General features: G+C 71.0%; 18 protein-coding genes. 8 read left to right on the plus strand and 10 right to left on the minus strand.

What is annotated here, in order from left to right; all coding sequences use genetic code 11:
- Positions 1-26: 26 nt before the first annotated feature.
- The 5 genes from ASD48_RS12995 to ASD48_RS13015 form a co-directional block, all read right to left on the minus strand.
- Positions 27-2,954 (minus strand): glycoside hydrolase family 2 TIM barrel-domain containing protein, encoded by a 2,928-nt coding sequence (locus ASD48_RS12995; RefSeq protein ID WP_057601717.1) that lies wholly within the window; start codon positions 2,952-2,954, stop codon positions 27-29.
- Positions 2,951-3,814, minus strand: a complete 864-nt coding sequence (locus ASD48_RS13000; RefSeq protein ID WP_057601718.1) for a carbohydrate ABC transporter permease — start codon at positions 3,812-3,814, stop codon at positions 2,951-2,953. Before ASD48_RS13000 ends, ASD48_RS12995 begins: the two co-directional genes overlap by 4 nt.
- Before the next feature lie 15 nt (positions 3,815-3,829).
- Positions 3,830-4,792 carry a sugar ABC transporter permease gene (locus ASD48_RS13005; RefSeq protein ID WP_057601719.1) on the minus strand — a complete coding sequence of 321 codons (963 nt, stop codon included), beginning with the start codon at positions 4,790-4,792 and terminating at the stop codon, positions 3,830-3,832.
- Positions 4,792-6,078 (minus strand): substrate-binding domain-containing protein, encoded by a 1,287-nt coding sequence (locus ASD48_RS13010; RefSeq protein ID WP_057601720.1) that lies wholly within the window; start codon positions 6,076-6,078, stop codon positions 4,792-4,794. Before ASD48_RS13010 ends, ASD48_RS13005 begins: the two co-directional genes overlap by 1 nt.
- 93 nt (positions 6,079-6,171) lie before the next feature.
- On the minus strand, positions 6,172-7,191 hold the full coding sequence (locus ASD48_RS13015) for a carbohydrate kinase family protein (RefSeq protein WP_057601721.1): 1,020 nt from the start codon (positions 7,189-7,191) through the stop codon (positions 6,172-6,174).
- Positions 7,192-7,350: 159 nt separating this feature from the next.
- On the opposite strand from ASD48_RS13015, the gene ASD48_RS13020 reads away from it, so the two are divergent.
- The 4 genes from ASD48_RS13020 to ASD48_RS13035 all read left to right on the plus strand — a co-directional run bounded on the left by ASD48_RS13020 (position 7,351) and on the right by ASD48_RS13035 (position 13,965).
- Positions 7,351-8,115: a DeoR/GlpR family DNA-binding transcription regulator gene (locus ASD48_RS13020; RefSeq protein WP_057601722.1), complete on the plus strand. Its 765-nt coding sequence runs from the start codon at positions 7,351-7,353 to the stop codon at positions 8,113-8,115.
- Positions 8,112-9,449: a 6-phospho-beta-glucosidase gene (locus tag ASD48_RS13025; RefSeq protein WP_057601723.1), complete on the plus strand. Its 1,338-nt coding sequence runs from the start codon at positions 8,112-8,114 to the stop codon at positions 9,447-9,449. Before ASD48_RS13020 ends, ASD48_RS13025 begins: the two co-directional genes overlap by 4 nt.
- A gap of 102 nt (positions 9,450-9,551) precedes the next feature.
- Positions 9,552-12,623 carry a glycoside hydrolase family 38 C-terminal domain-containing protein gene (locus tag ASD48_RS13030; RefSeq protein WP_057601724.1) on the plus strand — a complete coding sequence of 1,024 codons (3,072 nt, stop codon included), beginning with the start codon at positions 9,552-9,554 and terminating at the stop codon, positions 12,621-12,623.
- A gap of 91 nt (positions 12,624-12,714) precedes the next feature.
- Entirely contained in the window at positions 12,715-13,965 is a 1,251-nt protein-coding gene (locus tag ASD48_RS13035; protein WP_199875770.1) for an alpha-L-fucosidase, read from the plus strand.
- Between the two features lie 334 nt (positions 13,966-14,299).
- On the opposite strand, the gene ASD48_RS13040 is transcribed toward ASD48_RS13035, so the two are convergent.
- Both ASD48_RS13040 and ASD48_RS13045 read right to left on the minus strand, forming a co-directional pair.
- Positions 14,300-15,988: a carbohydrate binding domain-containing protein gene (locus tag ASD48_RS13040; RefSeq protein ID WP_057601726.1), complete on the minus strand. Its 1,689-nt coding sequence runs from the start codon at positions 15,986-15,988 to the stop codon at positions 14,300-14,302.
- A 199-nt stretch (positions 15,989-16,187) separates the two neighbouring features.
- Positions 16,188-17,339 (minus strand): ATP-grasp domain-containing protein, encoded by a 1,152-nt coding sequence (locus tag ASD48_RS13045; RefSeq protein WP_057601727.1) that lies wholly within the window; start codon positions 17,337-17,339, stop codon positions 16,188-16,190.
- Between the two features lie 349 nt (positions 17,340-17,688).
- Here ASD48_RS13045 and ASD48_RS13050 point away from each other — a divergent pair, with 349 nt between their 5' ends.
- Together ASD48_RS13050 and ASD48_RS13055 are read left to right on the plus strand one after the other, a co-directional pair.
- Positions 17,689-18,549 carry a metallophosphoesterase gene (locus ASD48_RS13050; protein WP_057601728.1) on the plus strand — a complete coding sequence of 287 codons (861 nt, stop codon included), beginning with the start codon at positions 17,689-17,691 and terminating at the stop codon, positions 18,547-18,549.
- On the plus strand, positions 18,546-19,283 hold the full coding sequence (locus ASD48_RS13055; RefSeq protein ID WP_057601729.1) for a 4'-phosphopantetheinyl transferase superfamily protein: 738 nt from the start codon (positions 18,546-18,548) through the stop codon (positions 19,281-19,283). Before ASD48_RS13050 ends, ASD48_RS13055 begins: the two co-directional genes overlap by 4 nt.
- A gap of 64 nt (positions 19,284-19,347) precedes the next feature.
- Here the strand turns inward: ASD48_RS13055 and ASD48_RS13060 are convergent, their stop codons facing one another.
- On the minus strand, positions 19,348-19,608 hold the full coding sequence (locus tag ASD48_RS13060) for a hypothetical protein (protein WP_057601730.1): 261 nt from the start codon (positions 19,606-19,608) through the stop codon (positions 19,348-19,350).
- 239 nt (positions 19,609-19,847) lie between these two features.
- Here ASD48_RS13060 and ASD48_RS13065 point away from each other — a divergent pair, with 239 nt between their 5' ends.
- Positions 19,848-20,879 (plus strand): alpha/beta hydrolase, encoded by a 1,032-nt coding sequence (locus ASD48_RS13065; RefSeq protein ID WP_057601731.1) that lies wholly within the window; start codon positions 19,848-19,850, stop codon positions 20,877-20,879.
- Positions 20,880-20,955: 76 nt separating this feature from the next.
- On the opposite strand, the gene ASD48_RS13070 is transcribed toward ASD48_RS13065, so the two are convergent.
- Together ASD48_RS13070 and ASD48_RS13075 are read right to left on the minus strand one after the other, a co-directional pair.
- Complete coding sequence (locus ASD48_RS13070) at positions 20,956-21,480, minus strand: hypothetical protein (RefSeq protein WP_057601732.1); 525 nt, start codon at positions 21,478-21,480, stop codon at positions 20,956-20,958.
- Between the two features lie 32 nt (positions 21,481-21,512).
- Positions 21,513-22,118: a helix-turn-helix transcriptional regulator gene (locus ASD48_RS13075; RefSeq protein ID WP_052183798.1), complete on the minus strand. Its 606-nt coding sequence runs from the start codon at positions 22,116-22,118 to the stop codon at positions 21,513-21,515.
- A gap of 291 nt (positions 22,119-22,409) precedes the next feature.
- Between ASD48_RS13075 and ASD48_RS13080 the strand changes: the two genes are divergently transcribed.
- On the plus strand, positions 22,410-23,078 hold the full coding sequence (locus ASD48_RS13080; protein WP_057601733.1) for a hypothetical protein: 669 nt from the start codon (positions 22,410-22,412) through the stop codon (positions 23,076-23,078).
- Positions 23,079-23,091: the final 13 nt, after the last annotated feature.

Raw genomic sequence — 23,091 nt, forward strand, 5'->3', positions numbered from 1 at the left:
GTAAGTCCGTTGTTTTCAAAGGGAGTTCAGAGGACGCGCAGGGTCCAGCTCCAGCGGTGGACGCCCGGTGCGACGAGGTAGGAGGGGAAGGTGTCGGGGCCGCACGAGGCCGTGCCGAGGCCGCGGTGTGCCGCGTCGAGGTGCACCACGCAGCCGGCCCGGGGGACGAGTTCGTCGTGGTGGGTGACGGCCGTCAGGTCCTCGGCGCGGTAGCGCGTGACGGAGACCTGGCGCGGCTCGTCCAGAGTGACGCAGAAGCCCGCGGCGTCCGGCGCGGAGAGCGTGAAGCGCCGTACACCGTGCAGGCCGCCGCTCTCCTGCGGGCGCAGGTACGGGGTGAACAGCGCGTCGACCCGGGCATGGTGATGGCCCACCGGCGCGCCCGCGCTCCGGTCGGGGTACGACTCCCAGGGGCCCTGCCCGAACCAGTCCAGCCGGTCCGGTCCCGCCACCGTCTCGAAGACCGAGCCGACACGCGCCACGTCGTCGAACTCCGGTGGCAGCTCCGCCTGTTCGTCGACCCGGACGCCGCCTTCCACCGGCGTGAAGACCTGCCGGTGGCGGACGACGCCGGTGGTGCCGGAGTACTCGGCGAGCACGGTCACCCCGTCGCCCTCCTGGTGTACGGACACCAGCCTGCGCACGAGGGCGTCCAGCCCCCACCTCCGCCAGCGCGGTGCCGCACCGCCCAGCTCGTCGTTGTCGGTGGGTGCCCGCCACAGGGACAGCGCGGGCGCGCAGGCCAGCAGCGGGTGGACGAGGAGTCCGTCGGCGTCGATCTCGACGCGGCCGGAGCCCACCGGGTCCTCGGCGGGCACCGGCGCCCGCAACCGCACCTGCGGCGCGCACACCGCGGTGCCCCGCGGAGCCCACGGCAGATCCCGTGCCGTCGTCACCCGCAGCGTCAGCCACGCCTCGCCGCCGTCGTCCGGCAACGCGAACGGCAGCGGCACCTCCACCGTGCCGCCCGGTCGAAGGTCGGGCAGCTCGGCCTGCGCGGTGAGCGTCCCGCCGTGGGCGAGCGACAGTTCCCACTCGCCGGCGAGCCAGTCCAGGCCCCGGAAGTGCTGGTGGTTGGAGAGCGTCACCCCTTCGGGCCCGACGCCGTGCAGCCGTACCGGTGCGGCGAGTTCCCGGTGCTCGTACATCACCGGTTTCGGGGTGCGGTCCGGGAAGACGACGCCGTCCGCGATGAACGCGCCGTCGTGGTCCTTCTCGCCGAAGTCGCCGCCGTACGCCCAGCGGTGTCCGGGCGCGGCGACAGCGTTGTCATAGAGCCCGGCGCCCCCACGCCCGACCGGTCTTCCGTCGTTCACACGCTGGAGAATGCCGTGGTCCCAGAACTCCCAGATGAACCCGCCCTGAAGACCCGGGGTGGCCTCGATGGCGGCCCAGTGGTCGGCCAGCGTGCCGTTGCTGTTGCCCATCGCGTGGGAGTACTCGCACTGGATGAGCGGCTTGGTCTGCCGCCCGGACAGCGCGTGCGCCACGCAGTCCTCCAGAGGCGCGTACATGGGGCAGGCGATGTCGGAGGCGACCTCCGGATCGGCCCAGCCGCGCTTGGCGGCCCCCTCGTACTGCACCGGCCGGGTCGGGTCGTGCCGGCGCACCCAGCCCGCGGCGGCGTCGTGGTTGGCGCCGTAGTCGGACTCGTTGCCCAGCGACCAGATGATGACCGACGGGTGGTTCTTGTCCCGCAGCACCATCCGCGAGACCCGGTCGACGAAGGCGTTCAGATAGCGCGGGTCGTCGGCGATCTCGTGGGCGTGGTCGTGGGACTCGATGTCCGCCTCGTCGACGACGTAGAAACCGATTTCGTCGGCGAGGTCGTACAGCGTGGGGTCGTTCGGGTAGTGCGCGGTGCGGATCGCGTTGAAGCCGAAACGCTTCAGCAGCACCAGGTCGGCGCGCATGTCGTCGTACGACACGGTCCGTCCCGTCAGGGGGTGGAAGTCGTGCCGGTTCACCCCCCGGATGAACACCCGCTCGCCGTTGACCAGCAGATCCCGGCCGACGATCGCCACGTCGCGGAAGCCGACCCGGTGCCGGGAGGTGTCGGCGACGGTGCCGTCGGCGCGGTGCAGCCGGACCGTGAGGTCGTACAGCTCGGGCGTCTCGGCCGTCCAGGCGCGCACCCCGGGCACCCGTGCGCGCAGCCGCGCCTCGCCGAGGAAGTCGGAGACACGCTCCTCCTCGGCGTTGGCCAGGTCGAACTCCGCGTCCTGCGCCAGCGGCAGACCGTCCAGCTCCCCGCCGACGTACCAGCCCGCGGGCAGGGCTCCGCCCGCGTCCCGTACCTGGCAGTCGACCCGCAGCTCACCGTCCCGCGATGCCCGCACGCTCACGTCGGCCAGCCGCAGCGGGTCGGTGGCGTACAGCAGCACCGAGCGGGTGATCCCGGCGTGCCACCACTGGTCCTGGTCCTCGATGTGCGAGGCGTCCGACCACTTGACGACCGTCAGCCGCAGCACGGAGCGGCTCCCCGGGCGTACGACGCCCGACAGATCGAACTCGGCCGCCAGATGCGAGTCCTTGGAGATGCCGACGGGCCGCCCGTCCACATGCACCAGCAGCACGCTCTCGGCGGCCCCGACCTGGAGCACGACGCGGCGCCCGGCCCACCCGGCGGGGATGTCGATCTCCCGCTCGTACACACCTGTCGGATTGTCCGCGGGCGACAGTGGGGGGAATTGCGTATACGGCATACGGACGTTCAGATACTGCGGAAGGTCGGCAGCGCCCTCGATGGTCTGCATGGTCCAAGCGCCGGGCACGGATGCCGTCGACCAGGGACCGCCGACCGGCGCGTCCGGAGCGGACAGCAACCGAAACCGCCAGTCGCCGTCCAGGGAGTTTGCTCCGGAGCGCCGGTCGACGGCGTTCATGGGCAGCCGTCCCCACGAGGTCACCTCGGGTGCCTCCCAGGGGCGGAGCGCCAGCAGCGGATCGGTCACTTGATCGCTCCCTTCGCGAGGTCGCCGATCATCTGACGGGCGCCGATCGCGAACACGATGAGCAGAGGGACCAGGGCGAGCAGCGCGCCGGTCATGACCATTCCGTAGTCCGTGGTGCCGTGCGTGCCGTTGAGCTGGGACAGCGCTACCTGGAGGGTCACGTTGTCCGGGTTGGTGAGGGCGATCAGGGGCCAGGCGTAGTCGTTCCACTGGCCCATGAAGGTGAAGATGCCGAGGAAGGCCAGTCCCGGCCGCACCACCGGGAGGGCCACGTGCCAGTACTGGCGCAGGAAGTTCGCGCCGTCGATGCGCGAGGCGTCGAGGAGTTCGTCGTGGATCGCGCCCTTCATGTACTGGCGCATCCAGAAGATGCCGAACGCGTTGGCGGCGGCCGGCACGATCAGCGCCGTCATCGAGCCGATCCAGCCGAGCTTCGCCATGATGACGAACTGGGGGATGGCCTGGAGCTGCGCCGGGACCATGAAGATGAACATGAGCAACACGAACAGCAACCGTTTGCCCGGAAACTCGAACTTGGCGAAGACGAAGGCGGCCAGCGAGTCGAAGAACAGGACCAGGAAGGTCACCGATCCCGCCACCAGCAGTGAGTTGAACATCGAGCCGAAGAAGTCGATGTTGTCGAAAAGGCTGCGGACGTTTTCCAGGAAGTGCGTGCCTGGCAGCAACTTGGGCGGGTAGGAGAAGATCTCCGACGACGTGTGCGTCGACATGATCACGGCCCAGTAGAACGGGAAGGCCGAGAGCAGGACGCCGGCGACGAGAGCGGCGTGCAGCCCGATCCCTCTGCGGCGGGACCCGTCGATCCCCTTGGCGCGCCGTGTTTCTTGGGTGGATGCCATGGTGTGCGGGCCTCCCTATTCTTCGCCCCGGCGCTGCACCAGCCGCCAGTTGATGATCGAGAAGAGGACGACGACGAGGAAGATGCCCCACGCCACGGCGGCGCCGTAGCCGAAGTCGTTGTTGTCGAAGGTCTGCTGGAAGAAGTAGAGGACCATCGTCCGGCCGGCGTGGCCGGGACCGCCCGAGAACGTCGAGTCGTTCGAGGTGTTCTGGAGCAGGACCTGGGGTTCGGAGAAACTCTGCAGACCGGTGACCGTCGACACGACGAGCACGAAGAGCAGCACCGGCCGCATCATCGGCAGCGTGATCCTGAAGAAGGTCTGCACCGGCCCCGCGCCGTCCATGCGCGCCGCCTCGTACAGCTCGCTCGGGACGGTCTGGAGACCGGCGAGGAAGATGATCGCGTTGTAACCGGTCCACTGCCAGGTCATCAGCGTCGCGATGGCGATCTTGATGCCCCACGGCGTGTTCAGCCAGGCGATCTGGTCGAAACCGATTGCCTGGAGGAACGCGTTCACCAGGCCGAAGTTGGTGGAGAAGACCGAGCCGAAGATGATCGCGATGGCCACGACGGAGGTGACGTTCGGCAGGAAGTAGGCGACGCGGTAGAGGTTCTTGAAACGGACCGCCGAGTTGAGCATCACGGCCGTCACCATCGCCAGGAAGATCATGGGGAAGGTGGCCAGCGCCCAGATGACGATCGTGGTCCCGATCGAGCTCCAGAACTCGGAGTCGCTCACCAGGTACTGGTACTGCGACAGTCCCGCCCACTCCATCGAGCCGAGGCCGTCCCAGCGATGGAAGGAGAGGTAGAGCGAGAAGCCGACGGGGATCAGGCCGAAGCAGAGGAAGAGCAGGTAGAAGGGGGAGATCGCGGCGTAGAGGTGCCAGTACTTCCGGAAGCCCTGCCGGGGCCGGACGACGGGGACGTCCGCCACGACCGCCGGGGGCTTGTCCAGCGCGGGGAGGGTGGCCATCAGTAGCTCACCCCCAGGTGCTTCGCGATCCGCCGGCATGTGCTCATGGCGTCACTCCAGGCCTGGTCCGGGTCCTTGCCGAGGACGCCGACGTTCTTGATCTCGTCCTTGATGGGCTGCCCGAGCGCGACGTCGAACGGGCTGTTGTAGGCGACCGCGATCTTCTGCGCGGCCGGACCGAAGATGTCCATCGTGACTTGACCGCCGAAGAACTCGTCCGGCTCGCGCACCTGCTTCAGGCCGTACGAGGCGGGGGTCGAGGGGAAGAGCCCGGCGTCCACGAACCCCTGTGCCTGGTTGCCCGCGTCGAGCATCCAGCTGATGATCTCGAACGCCCGCTCGGGCTCCCGGCACGCCGTGGTGACCGACAGGAAGGAGCCGCCGTTGTTGGAGGGCCGCACGGGCATGTCGGCCACCCGCCAGCGGCCCTTGGTCTTCGGCACGCCGTTCTTGAGGTCGCTGGTGGCCCAGGAGGCGCCCAGCTGGCTCGGCAGCTTGCCGTCCTCGACGGCCGACAGCTGGTCCGGGGTGCCGGTGACCAGGTTCGACACGATCTTGCGCCGCTTGGCCTCCACGGCTAGCGCCCAGGCGTTGCGCACATGCTCCTGGTCGCCGATGAAGTGGCGGTCCTTGTCGACGTACCGCTCGCTGCCCTGCTGGACCACGTTCTCGAAGACGCTGTTGACGTCGGTGAGCAGCGAGGTCCCCGGTATCCGCTGCCTGAGCCGCTCGCCCGCCGCGAAGAACTTCTCCCAGGTGTCGAGCTCCTTCGACACGTCGGCGGGCTCGTAGGGCAGGCCCGCCCTGCGGAAGACGGCGTACTGGTAGAAGTGCGCCACCGGCCCGCAGTCGATGGGGAAGCCGACCATCCGGCCGTCGTCCGCGACGCCCTGCTCCCACTTCCAGGGCAGGTACCGGTCCTTGTAGCGGTCCGCGCCGAGCGTGCGCAGGTCCACGAACTGGTCGGCGTTGGGCAGATAGGACGCCATGTCCTCGCCCTTCAGGCCCGCGATGTCGGGGACGTGGGCGCGGCCGGCCATCGTGGTGATCAGCTTCGACCGGTAGTAGCCGCCGATCTTGATGGCCCGGAGGTCGACCGAGCTGTCGTAGCGGGCCCTGGCGTTCTTGACGACCGTGTCGCCCAGGCCGCCGTCCCAGTACCACAGGACCATGTTCCGGCCGGTCGAACCGGTCGGAACGGCACAGCCGGTCGCCAGGCCGCCGAGTGCCGTGGCGGCCGAACCGGCCAGGCCCGCACGGAGCAGGCCTCTACGTGAGAGCCGCACAGCTCCCACCGCCTTTCGGATCTGTTCGCGTCTTCGCAGACGGGGTGCAATTCGAGGGGCATGCGTGGGGTCGTCTTCCGGATACGGGCGTGGTCAGGGCCGCGGGGCGGGTGGCGTGACCGGCGCGTACCGTACGGGCGGGCCGACGTCCGCCGGGATGCGGTCGGCGAGGAAGCCGTACGCCCGCGTGAGCTCTGGGTCCCGCAGCGAGCGCCACCAGCGGTCGACGCCGTACCAGCCGGGGGCCGCCAGCGCCCCGCCGTGGTGCCGCACCGAGAGCCCGGCGGCCAGGACGGCGAACCGCAGCCGCTCCACCAGCGGCCAGCCGCCGAGCGAGGCCGCCACGAAGCTCGCGCCGAACACGTCACCGGCGCCCGTCGCATCCAGGACGTCCATGTCGAGGGCGGGGACCTCGGCGTACTCGCCGGTCGCCTGATCGACCGCGATCGCGCCGTCGGCGCCCCGGGTGACCACCGCCACCGGTACCAGTTCCGCGAGCGTGCCGAGCGCGGCGATCGCGCTGTCGGTGCGGGTGTACGCCATCGCCTCGGTCTCGTTGGGCAGGAAGGCGTGGCACAGGGAGAGCTGGTCGAGCAGGTCGGTGGACCACTGCCGGGTGGGGTCCCAGCCGACGTCGGCGTAGATCAGGGTGCCGTTCGCGGCCGCCTTGGCGAGCCAGGCGCGCGGTTCGGCCTCGAGGTGCACCAGGGCCGTGCGCGCCTCGGGCGGGTCGCCCATCAGCACGTCCTGCGAGTACGGCGGCTCCTGGCCGTGGGTGACCAGGGCGCGGTCGTGACCGTGCGCCAGGGCGACGGTGACCGGCGTGTGCCAGCCGGCGGCCACCCGGGACAGGGCGAGGTCGACGCCCTCCTGGCCGGCCAGGACCTGGTGGCAGTGGGCGCCGTAGAAGTCGTCGCCGAAGACCGTGGCCAGCGAGGTCCGCAGACCGAAGCGGGACGCGGCCACCGCGAGGTTGGCGATGCCGCCCGGGCCGCAGCCCATGCCGGCCGTCCAGATCTCCTCGCCCGGCGTCGGCGGTCCGCCGAGCCCCGTGAGGACGAGGTCGTAGAAGAGCAGCCCGGTGAGCAGCACCTCGGGCCGGTCGTCGTCCACCGCACATCCTCCTCGCCGGGGGAGCTCGTCCCGTCAGGGGGAGCTCGTCAAATCTCTTCAATTCGGTGACCGGAATCGTGCGCCCCTCGGCGACATTGGTCAATACCTCAGCAGAAGTGAGCATGGATTTGATTGAAGATGACGAGTAGTGTTCATGCCGTGCTGGCAGAACGACGACATCAACTCATCCTGCGGGCCCTGCGCGCCGGTGGCCCCGCGGCCGTGACCGATCTCTCCGAGCAGCTGGGCGTGAGCCCCGCCACGATCAGGCGTGACCTGGTGAAACTCGAGGAGGACGGCCTCCTCACCCGGGTGCACGGCGGCGCCGTCGCGGAGGAGGGCGACCAGCCCTTCGCCGAGGTCGCCGAGGTGCGGGTGGGCGAGAAGGACGCCATAGCCGCCCACGCGGCGGCCATGGTCGCCGACGGTCAGTCGGTCCTCCTCGACATCGGCACCACCGCCTACCGCCTGGCCCGGCAGCTGCACGGCCGCCGGCTGACGGTCATCACCAGCAACCTCGTGGTCTACGAGGAGCTCGCCGACGACGAGGGCATCGAGCTGGTCCTGCTCGGCGGCATGGTCCGCCGGGAGTACCGCTCCCTGGTCGGTTTCCTCACCGAGGACAACCTGCGCCAGCTGCATGCCGACTGGCTGTTCCTCGGGACCAGTGGAGTGCGTCCGGGCGGGCAGGTGATGGATACGACGGTCGTCGAAGTGCCGGTGAAGCGGGCCATGATCAAGGCAGGTGACAAGGTCGTCCTGCTCGCCGACTCGGCGAAGTTCCCGGGTACGGGCATGGCGAAGGTCTGCGGTCCCGAGGACCTGGACGTGGTGGTGACGGACACGCCGGTCGATCCGGCGACCCGGTCCTCCCTCGAGGAGGCGGGCGTCGAGGTGGTCGTGGCAGGAAAGGTGCAGACGTGAAACTGACGATTCTGGGCGGCGGCGGGTTCCGGGTGCCGCTTGTGTACGGGGCGCTCCTGACGGACCGCGCCGAGGGTCGGGTCACGGAAGTCGTTCTGCACGATCTCGACGACAGCCGACTGTATGCAGTCGCCCGTGTACTGAATGAGCAGGCGGCAGCCGTCCCCGACGCGCCCCGGGTGAGCGCCACCACCGACCTCGACGAGGCCCTGCGCGGCGCCGACTTCATCTTCTCCGCGATCCGCGTCGGAGGCCTCGAAGGCCGCGCCCACGACGAGCGGGTGGCCCTGTCCGAGGGCGTCCTCGGCCAGGAGACGGTCGGCGCGGGAGGCATCGCCTACGGTCTGCGGACGGTCCCCGTCGCCGTCGACATCGCCCGCCGGGTGGCCCGGCTGGCCCCCGACGCCTGGGTCATCAACTTCACCAACCCGGCGGGCCTGGTCACCGAGGCCATGTCCCGTCACCTCGGCGACCGGGTGATCGGCATCTGCGACTCGCCGGTCGGGCTCGGCCGCCGGATCGCCCGGGTGCTCGGCGCGGACCCGAAGGAGGCGTGGATCGACTACGTCGGTCTCAACCACCTCGGCTGGGTCCGCGGGCTGCGGGTCGCCGGCCGCGACGAACTCCCGCGACTGCTCGCCGACGCCGACCTGCTCGGTTCCTTCGAGGAGGGCAAGCTGTTCGGCGTCGACTGGCTGCAGTCGCTCGGCGCGATCCCCAACGAGTACCTGCACTACTACTACTTCAACCGGGAGGCCGTACGGGCCTACCAGCAGGTCGAGAAGACCCGCGGCGCCTTCCTGGCCGACCAGCAGGCCCGCTTCTACGAGGAGATGAAGCGCCCCGACGCCGCGGCCCTGACCGCCTGGGACCGCACCCGCGCCGAACGCGAGGCCACCTACATGGCCGAGAACCGGGAGACGGCCGGCGCCGGCGAGCGCGACGCCGACGACCTCTCCGGCGGCTACGAGAAGGTGGCCCTCGCCTTGATGCGGGCCATCGCCCGGGACGAGCGCACCACCCTGATCCTCAACGTCCGCAACCAGGGCACCCTCTCCGTGCTCGACGCGGACGCCGTCATCGAGGTGCCCGCTCTGGTCGACGCCAACGGCGCGCATCCGGTGGCCGTGGCCCCGCTGCCCGACCACGCGACCGGACTGGTCTGCGCGGTGAAGGGCGTCGAGCGCGAGGTGCTGGCCGCCGCCGAATCGGGCTCCCGCGCGACGGCCGTGAAGGCGTTCGCGCTGCATCCGCTGGTCGACTCCGTGAACGTGGCCCGCAAGCTGGTCGAGGGCTATACCGACGTCCATCCCGGGCTGGCGTACCTTAGGTGAGCCCCGGGGGGAAAGCGCTTTCCCCGCGCTTTCCCCCCGACCGGCGAGTCCCCCGGCCCCACGGCCTCCCCGCCCCTCGTGGTCCCTCTCTGGAGATTCCCCATGCATGACGAACGCCGCCGCATCGAGGAGCGCGTCGAGCGCGTCCACAACCAGCGCATCAAGCCCGCGATCTACGCGGCCAGCGTGCCCTTCGAGGTCGAGGCCTGGCAGGCGCCGGGGGAGCCCGTCCCCTTCGCGGAGGCCGCGGCCGCCGCCTACGAGCCCTTCGCGATGAACACCCCGTGGGGCCCGCCCTGGGGCACCACCTGGTTCCGGATGCGCGGGCAGGTGCCCGCCGAGTGGGCCGGCAAGCGTGTCGAGGCCGTCATCGACCTCGGCTTCGTGGGCGACTGGCCCGGAAACCAGGCCGAGGCCCTCGTCCACCGCACCGACGGGACACCCCTGAAGGCGGTCAACCCGCTCAACCAGTACGTCCCGATCGGCAACCCGGCGACGGGCGGGGAGAGCATCGACTACCTGGTCGAGGCGGCCTCCAACCCCGACATCCTGGCGAACGACTTCGCGGGTCCGACGCTGATGGGCGATGTACTGACGGCGGGCGACCGTCCACTGTATACATTCCGCCGCGCCGATATCGCCGTCCTCGACGAGGAGGTGTGGCACCTCGACCTCGACCTCCAGGTGCTGCGCGAACTCATGGTCCACCTCGGCGAGCACGAGCCGCGGCGGCACGAGATCATGCACGCCCTGGACCGGGCCATGGACGCCCTCGACCTGGACGACGTCTCCGGCAGCGCCGCGGCCGTCCGCGAGGTCCTCGCGCCGGTGCTGGCCAGCCCCGCCCATGCCAGCGCCCACACCATCTCCGGAGTCGGCCACGCGCACATCGACTCCGCCTGGCTGTGGCCGATCCGTGAGACGAAGCGCAAGACCTCCCGCACGTTCTCCAACGTCACCGCGCTCGCGGAGGAGTACGACGACTTCATCTTCGCCTGCTCGCAGGCCCAGCAGTACGAGTGGGTGCGCGACAACTACCCGCAGGTGTGGGCCCGCATCCAGGAGTCGGTGAAGAAGGGCCAGTGGGCGCCGGTCGGCGGCATGTGGGTCGAGTCCGACGGCAACCTGCCCGGCGGCGAGGCGATCGCCCGCCAACTGGTGCACGGCAAACGGTTCTTCATCGAGCACTTCGGCATCGAGACCAAGGGTGTCTGGCTGCCGGACTCCTTCGGCTACAACGCCGCCTACCCGCAGCTCGCCAAGCTCGCCGGGAACGACTGGTTCCTCACCCAGAAGATCTCCTGGAACCAGACGAACAAGTTCCCCCACCACACCTTCTGGTGGGAGGGCATCGACGGGACCCGCATCTTCACGCACTTCCCGCCCGTCGACACCTACAACGCGCGGTTCAGCGGTGAGGAGATGGACCGCGCCGTGCGCAACTACTCCGAGAAGGGCGGCGGTACGCGTTCGCTCGCCCCCTTCGGCTGGGGCGACGGCGGTGGCGGTCCCACCCGCGAGATCATGGAACGAGCCCGCCGGCTGGCCGACCTGGAGGGTTCGCCGAAGGTCGTCGTCGAGCACCCCGACGCGTTCTTCGCGAAGGCCCGCGCGGAGTACCAGGACGCCCCCGTCTGGGTCGGTGAGCTCTACCTGGAGCTGCACCGGGCCACGTACACCACCCAGGCCCGCACCAAGCAGGGCAACCGCCGCAGTGAACACAAGCTGCGTGAGGCCGAGTTGTGGGCGACGACGGCCGCCCTGCACGCACCGGGCTACGCCTACCCGTACGCGAGGCTCGACCGGCTCTGGAAGACGGTGCTGCTGCACCAGTTCCACGACATCCTGCCGGGATCCTCGATCGCCTGGGTGCACCGCGAGGCGGAGGCCGAGTACGCGCGGGTCGCCGAGGAACTGGAGGTGCTGACGGCCGAGGCGGTCGCCGCGCTGGGCGGCGGGCGGCAGGGCGGCGGGCTCCGGGTGTTCAACACCAGCCCGTACGGCCGTGCCGAGGTGGTCCGTACGCCGGAGGGCGCACCGGCCTACGTCGAGGTGCCCGCGAGCGGCAGCGCGCCGCTGACCGGCGCGGAGCCCCCGCGACCGGTGACGGTCTCCGGGCGGGTCCTCGACAACGGACTGGTCCGGGTGCAGGTCGCGGAAGACGGCACACTGTCCTCCGTACACGATCTGCGGGCGAACCGTGAAGTCCTCGCCGACCAGGGCAACCTGCTGCGCCTGCACACCGACCTCCCGAACTACTGGGACGCCTGGGACATCGACAAGCACTACCAGAACCGGTACACCGACCTGCTGGAGCCGGACGCGGTGACGGTCGTCGAGGAGGACCCGCTCGTCGGCGCGATCCGGGTCACGCGCTCCTTCGGCAAGGGCTCGACGATCACCCAGACCATCACGCTCCGCGCCGGCAGCCCGCGCGTCGACTTCGAGACCGACATCGACTGGCACGAGGCGGAGAAGATCCTCAAGGCGGCCTTCCCGGTGGACGTCCGGGCGCCGCATTCCTCCGCCGAGATCCAGTTCGGCCACATCCAGCGCCCCACCCACACCAACACCAGCTGGGAGGCGGCCCGCTTCGAGGTCTCCGGGCACCGCTGGGTGCACATCGGCGAGCCCGGCTACGGGGTCGCGGTCATCAACGACTCCACCTACGGCCACGACGTCTCGCGCACGGTCCGCGAGGACGGCGGCACGACCACCACGGTCCGCCTCAGCCTGGTCCGCGCCCCGCGGGTCCCGGACCCCGAGGCGGACCAGGGACGGCACCGCTTCCGCTACGCGCTGCTCCCCGGCGCGAGCATCGAGGACGCGGTCGCCGAGGGCTACTCCCTCAACCTTCCGCTGCGCGTGGCCGACGCGGCGGACGCCACCCCCGAGCCCGTCGTCTCGGTGGACGGCGCCGGGGTCACCGTCGAGGCGGTCAAGCTCGCCGACGACGAGTCCGGGGATGTCGTCGTCCGGCTCTACGAGTCCAGTGGCGGCCGCTCCACCGGCATCCTGCGCACGGGCTTCCCGCTCGCGGGCGCCCAGGTGACCGACCTGCTGGAGCGGCCGCTGGAGCCCGCGGTCGTCGGCGAGGACGGCACGGTCGCCGTCGTACTGCGGCCGTTCCAGATCCTGACGCTCCGTCTGGAGCGTGCCGACACCGGCCGCTAGCGTCGGCCCCGGGGGCGGGCGCGACTCGACGCGCGCCCGCCCCCGGATCCCCCCGCCCCGAAGTGCCCCTGCTCTGCGGAGGAGTTCAGTCGTGCCCATGCAATCCTGGTTCACCGACGCCAAGTTGGGGATCTTCGTCCACTGGGGCATCTACGCCGTCGACGGCGTACAGGAGTCCTGGTCGTTCTACGACGACATCGTGCCCCACGACCGGTACATGTCCCAGCTCGACCGCTTCACCGGCGCCCACTACGATCCGCATGGCTGGGCCGACCTGTTCGCCCGGGCCGGCGCCCGTTACGCCGTCCTCACCAGCCGCCACCACGACGGTGTCGCCCTGTGGGACACCGCGTACGGGGATCTGAACCTGGGCCGGGACTACCTCACCGGCTACGCCGAAGCCCTGCGCGAGAAGGGCCTCAAGGTCGGTCTGTACTACTCGCACTCCGACTGGAACCACCCGGACTACGCCAGCACCCGCAAACCGGGCCGCCCGCCGGAGATGGAGGACAACCGCTACTCCGAATGCTCCGCCGAGGACGAGGACCTCGAGGCCTGGGAGCGGTTCCTCGCCTACCGGGACGGTCAGATCCGCGAGTTGGCCTCCCGCCACCGGCCCGACCTGATGTGGTTCGACGGCGAGTGGGACCGCAGCGAGGAGCAGTGGCGGATCAGGGAACTCGCCGCGCTGATCCGCTCGTACTCCCCGGACGTCGTCTTCAACGCCCGCATGCTCAGCGAGGGCGACTACGCCACCCCCGAACAGGGCGCCCCCATCGAACCCCCCGCCGGGCCGTGGGAGTTGTGCCTGACCATCAACGACTCCTGGGGCTACCGGCACCACGACCACCACCACAAGTCGCTCGCTCAGCTGGTCCGCTACTTCGCCGAGACGATCGGCGGCGGCGGCAACCTGCTGCTGGACGTCGGCCCGATGGAGGACGGCACCATCCCGCAGCCGCAGGTCGAGCGCCTCGAAGGCCTGGGGGAGTGGATCCGCAAGCACGCGGAGGCCGTGTACGGGACGGTGCGGGGGCTCCCGGCCGGGCACCACTACGGGCCCAGCACCCTCTCCGCCGACGGCCGCACCCTCTACCTCACCCTGTTCGACATCCCGCGTGCCGAGATCGGCGTCCGGGGCCTGGTCACGCCGGTCCGCCGGGTCACCGTGCTCGGCACCGGAACGGAACTCGGCCACCGTGTGGTCGGCGGACTGCACGAGGCGGTCGGCGTGCTGTGGATCGACCCGCCGGCCGGATCCGACCTCGACCCGCACGCCACGGTCCTCGCCCTGGAACTGGACGGCGAACTGGAGTTGTACCGGGGGTCGGGGCGCTTCTGAGGCACTCCGGCGGAGCCGAGCGGGCCGGGAGGGGGCGAGTCGGCCGTACGGCGGGCGGTGCAGGCGATGCGGGCCGGTCGGTCGCTCCCCGTGACAGCGGCCGACCGACCCGATCCCCCGTACCGCCGGGAATCCCCCGTCGATTCCCGGTCTTCCCCCGTTGATCCCCGTGCGTCCCCCGTGCTTCCCCCTGGAGCCCCGTGCTTCCCCGGTTGCTCCCCCGTGGGGCCCTTCACTCTTAAGAGCGAGCCGCCCGGATCCTGATACACCCTTCGTCGAAAAAGTCCCCCGGACCGTGGTCCGGGGGACTTCCGTTCGCGTCCGGGCAGGGGTCTCAGCCGGTGAAGCCGGCCGTGATCGAGGTGAACTGCCAGGTGCTCTGGCTGATGCCGGAGCAGTTGCTCACCACGCCACCGCCCGGGCAGGGCCGGTCGCGGTTGACGGCCCAGTAGGCGAGCCGCGCGATGTGGTGGCTGTTGGCCCAGTCACGGATCTGGGTCCAGATCGCCGGGGTGGTGTTCTCCTGCTGGTCGGACAGGCCGTTCATGCCGGAGATGCCGATGTGGGCGTAGGCGGTCGCGTCGTCCCACCCGAAGGTGGACTTCAGCTTGTTCTTCAACCCCTCCGTGGCGTTCACGGTGTTGCCGTACATGTCCGAACCGCCGCCGAAGTCGAACGGCATGATGGTGAAGACGTCGATGTCGGCGCCGAGCGACTTGGCCTGCTCGATGAGCCGGTTGCCGTAGTAGGTCGGCCCGGTCGTGGACGTCCCGAAGGTGACGATGGTCTTCAGGCCGGGGTTGTTGGCCTTGACCGTCTTCAGGGCGGTGAGGATCCGCGCCTGCACGGCCTCGTTCTCGAACTCGTCCGTGTTCTCGATGTCCATGTCGATCGCCTTGAGGGAGTAGGCGTCGATCACCTTCTGGAGGGCGCCCGCCAGCGCGCTCGCCGAGGAGCAGTTGGCTCCGAGCTTGCTGCCCTGCCAGCCGCCGAACGAGGGCACGATGTCACCGCCCGCCGAGCGGACCTGGTTGATGACGCTCTGGTCGACCCCGCCGGTCAGCGGCCGGTTGCTGTCCCACATCGGGTTGCACCCGCCGCCGTCCAGCATGAACGCCATCGTGAACCACTTGATGCCGGTCGAGCTCATCACCGTGGACACGCTCGGCGGGTCGCCCCAGCCCTCGAACAGGTAGGGCGCGGCCTGCTTGAACCCGGTTCCGCCCCCGCCGCCCGCGTTCGTCGTGACACTCACGGAGTTGGAGGCCCCGGAGGTGTTGTCGGCCGCGTCGCGGGCCCGCACGGTGAAGGTGTACGCGGTGCTCGCGGACAGCCCGCTGACCGTGGCCGACGTGCCGGAGACGGTGAGCACCCTGGCGGACCCGCTGTACACGTCGTAGCCCGTGACGCCGACGTTGTCGGTGGCGGCGTTCCAGGACAGCGAGACGCTGGAGGACGTCTTCCCGGTCGAGGTCAGTCCGCCCGGCGCGGTCGGCGCCTGGGTGTCCGAGCCGCCCCCGCCGCCCGGGCCGTCCAGGCTGACGTCGTCGGCGTAGTAGGTGCCCTGGGCGTACCAGCCGTGCGTGTAGATCGTGGCGCTGGTCTGCGAGGCGCCGGTGGTGAAGGAGACCGACAGCAGGCTGTACGCCGACGGTGACGACGTCCAGGTGGAGGCGCCGCCGTCGACGCCGAGGTAGACGTAGGAGCCGCGCACCCAGCCGGTGAGCGCGTACGTGGTGTTCGGCCGGACCGGGACGGTCTGGCTGCACTTGGCGATGTCACTCGAACTCACCGCTCCCGCAAGGGCCTTGGAGCCGCTGTGGGTGGGCGTGGAGACGACGGAGCCGAGGTTGCCGGTGCAGGACCAGGGCGAGAGGGTGCCCGACTCGAGACCGGGGTTGGTGAGGATGTTTGCCGCTTGAGCGGTGCCCGGCAGGGCCACGGCCCCGGCGAGGGCGAGACCGGCGGTGCCGAGCAGGGCGAGGAACCGGCGCCATGGGCGCCCGAGGGGTCTGGTGCGCACGCGATCTCCCTGAAGGAATGGGGGTGTTCGGGAGTGCAGGGGAGTGCAAGAGGGTGCGCAACAAAGTTGGTATGGACCAATCCGCCTGTCAAGACGAGAGGCGGAATTGGTCCATACCGGTGAGGGGAATGTCCTTCTTGTGCTTTCTTGGAGCCCTGGTCTTTCCTGGAGTCCTGGTTTCCCCGGAGTCCGGTCTTCCCTAGAGCGGCAGAGCCTGCGCGGCGCCCGCCGTGGTCACCTCGACGGAGCCGGCGGGCGCGGGCACGGCCGGCAGCAGCGGCTCGGCGGTCTCCTCCACCCGCTGGTGCGGCAGCGTGACCGCGCGCAGCGGCCGCGGCCCCGACACCACCGAGTAGTCCTGCCCCAGGAAGGGCGGCACGATCTCGCCCGGGTCCTCGCCGAGCGCCAACTGCACCGCTGCCCAAGGGGCGTTGACGCCGCACAGCGACAGCTGGTGGAGTCCGCCGGCCGGACGGGTGTTGACGTCCATCAGGACCGGCCGGTCGCCGAACATCCGGAACTGGATGTTCGAGAGGTAGTGCAGCCCGAAGCCCTCGGCGATCAGACGCGCCGGCTCCAGCCACTGCTCGTGCAGGGTGAATCCCCGGCGGCGGCCGTTCTTCGTCCGGCCGATGGCCATCCGCAGGTGGTTGTCCGGGCCGGTGAGGCAGTCCACGGACACCTCCGGCTGCTCCAGGCGCGGCATGACCAGCCAGTCGATCTGCTCCTCGCCCTGCTCCTCGGCCCGCTGCACCGCGTCGACCACCATGTCGAGCTGGACGTACGGGGTCGGGAAGCCGCTGAGGTGCATCAGCGAGAAGGGGGTGCGGGTGATCATCCGGAAGCCCACCCCGCCCGCACCGGACGCCGGCTTGAAGCACGCCCGGTGCCCGGCCTCCTCCAACTCCTCGACGGCGGCCACGAGTTCGTCCGCCGTGCGGACCCGGAACCACGGCGGCACGGGCACCCCGATCGCCTGCACGGCCTCGTACGCGATCACCTTGTCGTGGAAGACGGCGACGGCCTCCGGCGGCGGCGCCAGCAGGGCAGTGCCGACCGCGTCGAAGTCGGCGCGGTGCGCCACGACGGCCGCCTGGTGCAGCCGGGGCACGAACACGTCGATGCTGCGGCGCTTGCACTGCGCGAGGGCGTACTCGACGTACGCGGCCGGGGAGAGACCTTCCGGCTCCAGCTCGGCGGTGTCGGCGGCGGCCAGTACGGGGGAGTCGGCGTCACCGTGCGTGGCGTGGATCTCGACGGCGCGGTCGCTGGGATTTCGTCGCAGCTGATCCGTGAAGAACACGTTCTCCGCGTACGTGCGGTTGAGCCAGACGCGTACGCGAGAGACCATGCAGGCCGCCTTTCACGGTTCGCGGGCAGGGCAAAGCGGGCCCGGCCCGGGCAGGGGGATTTGTGGGTCACCAAACCGCCCTGCGGAAGGGACGTCCATGGCGGTGGTGTTGGGGCGATCATACGGGTTCCCGGGGGTGCGGCGTGCAACGCCCGTGTTACGGATTTTCCGATCTTGTTCACGTGAGGCGCGTGTTCGGGTAGAGGCGCGCTACGGCGCAGGTGGGACCGCGTGAGGGGCCGGCAGGAGCCCCGGTCCGACCTTGTACCGCAGACGTGAATGTGTTCTCGTGGTGACACTGGTGTATTCGTGGGAATGCGGAGAGTGGGCTCGTGAGCGGGGGCGGAAGGTGACGTCTACGGCCGGTGGCGCCGGACAATTACTGGCCATCAGCGATCTGCACATCGGCTATCCGGAGAACCGCGCCCTGGTCGAGGCCATGGCCCCGGAGACGGACGAGGACTGGCTGCTGGTCGCCGGCGACGTCTCGGAGAACGTGGCCGACATCCGGTGGGCGCTGAAGACCCTCGCCGGCCGTTTCCGCAGGGTCGTCTGGGTCCCCGGCAACCACGAGCTGTGGACCCATCCCTCGGACCCGGTCACCCTGCGAGGGGTCGCCCGCTACGAGCACCTCGTCGAGGTCTGCCGCGACCTGGGTGTCACCACGCCCGAGGACCCCTACCCGGTCTGGGAGGGCCCCGGCGGCCCCGTGGCCGTCGCGCCGCTGTTCCTGCTGTACGACTACTCGTTCCTCCCGGCCGGCTGCGCGACCAAGGATGAAGGCCTGGCCTACGCGCACGGCACCGGCATCGTCTGCAACGACGAGTACCTTCTGCACCCGGACCCGTATCCGACCCGGGAGGCCTGGTGCCGGGCCCGCGTCGCCGAGACCGAGCGGCGGCTCGCGGAGATCCCCGACGGCCTGCCCGTCGTCCCCGTCAACCACTACCCCCTGCACCGGCACCCGATGGACGTGCTGTGGCACCCCGAGTTCGCCATGTGGTGCGGCACCGGGCTCACGGCGGACTGGCACCGGCGGTTCCGGATCGAGACCATGGTCTACGGCCATCTCCACATCCCGCGGACCACCTGGCACGAGGGCGTGCGCTTCGAGGAGGTGTCGGTGGGCTACCCCCGTGAATGGCGCAAGCGGGCGCAGCCGCCGGGCCGGCTGCGGCGGATCCTGCCCAGGGAGGGCGGGGCCGCATGATCGGGGCACTGCTGCCGGATTCGGTGGTGGCGGTGGAGGCCTTCGGCGAGGAGGGCGTCCGCGAGTTCGGGAGCGCGCCGCTGTACCCGCAGGAGGAGGTGCTGGTGGCGCGGGCGGTCGCCAAGCGCCGCCGCGAGTTCACCGTCGTACGCTCCTGTGCCCGGCGCGCCATGGAGAAGCTGGGCGTGCCCGCCCAGCCCGTGCTGCCCGGCGAGCGGGGCGCCCCGCAGTGGCCGGACGGCCTGACGGGCAGCATGACCCACTGCGAGGGCTACTGCGCGGCCGCCCTGGTGCGGGCCGCCGACCTGGCCTCCCTGGGCATCGACGCCGAACCCCACGAGCCCCTTCCCGAGGGCGTCCTGTCCGCCGTCGCCCTGCCCGCCGAGGCGGAGCGGCTCGGCAGGCTGGCCGCGGGGCACCCCGAGGTGCACTGGGACCGGCTGCTGTTCAGTGCCAAGGAGGCCGTCTACAAGGCGTGGTTCCCCCTCACCCGTAAGTGGCTGGACTTCAGCGAGGCGGACATCGACCTCGGCCCCGCCACCGGCACCGCCTCGGCCTCCGTCGCCACCCCCGTCTCCGCCTCCGGTCCTGCCGAGGGCACGGAGGGCGTCTTCCGTGCCCGGCTGCTCGTCCCCGGGCCGGTGGTCGGCGGCCACCGGCTCGGGCACTTCGACGGCCGCTGGAGCGTCCGGCGGGGGCTGCTGGCCACGGCGGTCACCGTGCACCACGGCTGAGGCGGCGCCCCCCGGGGTCACCCGCCACCGTGCACCACGGCTGAGGCGGCGACCGCCCCCGGGGTCACCCGCCCGGGCACCAGTGCTGCAGCAACCGGAAGAACTCCTCCTCGTTGCCCGCCAGGCCCGCGGCGGCCAGGGCCTGTTCCGCCTCGGCCAGGACGGCGGGCGGGACCACCGGGGGCAGCCGGTCCTGCGGCGGACCGGAGGCGCCGGCGCCCTGGCCGTCCCCCTCGTCGCCGAAGGCGGCACGTACGGTGTGCAGCAGCCGCAGGTACGCCTGTACGGCAGTGCGCTCGCGGTCGGTCAGTACGGCAGTGGGCATCGGTCGGCTCTCCCCGTGTCGGCGTCGTGTCCCCCGCGCCCGACGGCGCGTACGCCCCCGTGCGGTGGCGCACCCCCCAGCTTGCCGCGCACCACTGACAATCCGGCCCGACCCGGCCTCGGTTCGCCCGCTTAGCGGAGGTGAAACCTCCTCGAAATCCCCTGGCCGAAAGGGGTTCTACGCTGAGGAGAAGGGCTTTCGGCGGACCGCCGAGGGCCGGCGGAACAGGAGGCGATCGGGTGGTCGACGTCCCACAGCGGCGCCCGGCGCGCGGCACCCGGCTGCGCCCGGTGGGCGACGGAGAACTGGAGCTGCGCCACCGGGTCGTGCACGGTTACCGGCGCGCCTTCCGCATGGCCGGCGAGGGCCCGGCGCTGGTCCTCATCCACGGCATCGGCGACTCCTCGCGGACCTGGACGGAACTGATCCCCGACCTCGCCCGCACCCACACCGTGATCGCCCCGGACCTCCTCGGCCACGGCGCCTCCGACAAGCCCCGCGCCGACTACTCGGTGGCCGCGTACGCCAACGGCCTGCGCGATCTGCTCAGCACGCTCGGCATCGAGTCGGCGACCCTGGTCGGACACTCGCTGGGCGGGGGAGTGGCGATGCAGTTCGCCTACCAGTTCCCCGAGCGCACCGAACGGCTGATCCTCGTCAGCGCGGGGGGAGTCGGCCGCGAGGTGAACCCCGCCCTGCGGCTGGTCTCACTCCCGGGCGCCCATCTGGCGCTGTCCGCGCTGCGGTTGCCCGGGGCGCGCTTCCAGGTCGGCCTCGCCGTCCGTCTGCTGAAACTGCTGGACACCGATCTCGGCCAGGACGCCCCCGACCTGCTCCACCTCGTCGACGCCCTGCCGGACGAGACCGCGCGCAACGCCTTCATCCGCACCCTGCGCGCGGTCGTCGACTGGCGCGGCCAGGTCGTCACCATGCTCGACCGCTGCTATCTGACGGCCGGCATGCCGACGATGCTGCTGTGGGGCGACCGGGACAGCGTGGTGCCCGTGCGGCACGCGTACGGCGCCCACGAGGCGATGCCCGGCAGTCGGCTGGAGATCTTCGAGGGGGCCGGCCACTTCCCGTTCCACAGCGACCCCGCCCGGTTCCGCGCCCTCGTCGAGGAGTTCACCCGCACCACGGCCCCGGCCGACTGGAGCCGCGACCACTGGCGCGGGCTGCTGCGCGAGGGCGGGCCCGGAGCGGGGACGCAGGGCGCGCCGGACGGCACGGAACGGGACCTGCGCGGGGCGAGCGAGCGCAGCGCGACCTGAGGGCCGCCGTACACGGCCGCGACCTGAGGGCCGCCGTACACGGCAGTCCGCGAAGAGAGCCGGCGGGAGCGGGCTCCTACGGCCCCAGATAGCCCAGCGACGCCTCGATCCGGCCGGCCAGGTGGTCGCGCTGGCCTCGTTCCCTCGGCGACGAACCCGACAGCCAGGTACGGCACTTGCTGGCCAGCAGCAGGCCGAAGCTCTCGGCCTCCCGCTCGTCGGTCAGGTCGAAACGGGTGCGCGCGGCGACGCTGCGCACCGTCGCCCGGAGATCCGCCCCGTCGCTGAGTAAACGGGCCGCGACCGCGGCGCCCTCGACGTGGTGTCCGCAGTGGCCCGCCTTCATGTGCCACAGCTCGTGCCCCAGGATCACCAACTGGTGTTCGGGCGCGGTGCGTTCCTCGATGACGACGAGGTCCTGGTCGGCCATGTCGAGCCACAGCCCGCTGGCCGTGTCGGCCGGGAAGGGGGCCATGCGGAAGTGCACGGGGCGGCCGCGCCGTCTGCTCATCCCGTCGCACAGGGCGGTGTACAGGTCGGCCGGCACGGCGGGCGCCGGCAGGGTCAGTTCCGCGACCAACTCGCCGCTGAGGCGGCGCATTTCCCTGGCGATGCTCACAGTTCTCCCCCGGATCACGACTCGGGCCGCTTCACGCTCTCCAGGAGCATGTCCAGCCACTCGGCGACCTTGTCGCGGTGCTGGTCGGTGGGCAGCTGGGCGGCCCGCCACGCGATCCCGCGCACGCCGTGGTCCTGCAGCAGCCGTTCCAGCGGGTCCTCCGCGGCCGCGGCCGCCTCCCGCGCGGCGAGCTTCTGGAGCAGCTCCTGCTCGATGTGCTGGAGGGCGCCCGCGAGCGCCTCCGGGTCCTCGGCGGTGAGGAAGCCGGCGTGCACCCGGAAGAAGCGCTGCAGGGCGTCGCAGTGCTCCATGGTGGGCCGCCGGTCGCCGTTGATGAGGGCGCCCGCCTGCTGGCGCGACATGCCGGCGCCGTCGGCTATCTCCTGCTGGGTGTACTTGCGGCCGTTCGGCTTGAGCCGGGTGCGGCGCAGCAGGTCCAGCCGCTGCAGGAAGCGGGCCTGCACATCGGGCTCGCCGGCGGGCCGGCCGCTCAGCAGGGCCTTGACCACCGACTCCGGCACACCGGAGGCGACGGACAGCCGCCCGGTGCCGAAGACCTCCGCGTGCGGCACGCCGAGGCGGTCGGCGAGCGCGGCGACACGGGCGACGACGGCCGACATCAGCACCGTCGCCGCGGCGCCCGGAACCTCGAAGCCATCCTCCGACACCGACAGGTCTCCTAGGTCTCTCACGTCCCTCTCACAGGCACACGATCACCAATACAGACGGTCGCCGTGAACTGCGTGGAGAGTATCCGGTCTTTCGAACTCACATCCAGGTCTCGCCACAACTGTGGCCAATTTCAGCCGTCAACCAGCACGGAATGCCACGATAGTTGACACCGATCGCGTCGGGGCATCAGGATCGGGGCGCCGCGTGAAGGCCGCATAGGCAAGAGGGGTGACCTCCCGATGGCATATCAGGCAGGAGGGCAGCGGTCCGCACCGCGGCCCGTCCCCGAGAGTCTCGAGGCCCAGGCGTACCTGCAGGACTACGCCACATACCTGGAGGCCGTCCCCTTTCCGTCCGTCGTCCTCGACCACCGCTGGGACGTCGTTCTCTCCAACGACGCTTTCGCGTCACTTTTCCGGGAGGTGGGCCCGCATCCGACGGCCCTGCCCGGCGACAACTTCCTGCGCTTCGTCCTCTTCCATCCCGACGCCCCCTCGGTCCTCGGTGACCACGAGGCAGGCTGGTGCCTGCCGATGCTCGCCCGCTTCGCCGCGGCCGTGGAGCGGCACGGTCACGACCACGGGCTCCAGGCGATCCGCCGCGACATCGCCCAGGATCCGATCATGGAGGCCGCCTACCGCCACGGGCTGCCGCACTGGATCCGCGCGGTCGGCGAGGAGGCCGTCGAGCACGACGGGGCGGTCCGGCCCCTTCTGCACCCCGACCCGCGCTGGGGCGCCACGGAGTGCCGCATCGTCGCCGACACCCCCAGGACCCTGCACGACATGGGCTACACCCGGCTGACGATGGTGCTGCGTTCCACCCGCCCCGCCCCCGTACCCCGCAGGACGCGCGGCGCACGCCGCGGCGCGAGTCACCTCAGCGTGGTCCCGGCCCCCGAGGTCTGACCGGGCACCGTCG

Origin of the sequence: Streptomyces sp. Root1310 (genome assembly GCF_001426425.1) — a bacterium.
Taxonomy (GTDB): domain Bacteria; phylum Actinomycetota; class Actinomycetes; order Streptomycetales; family Streptomycetaceae; genus Streptomyces.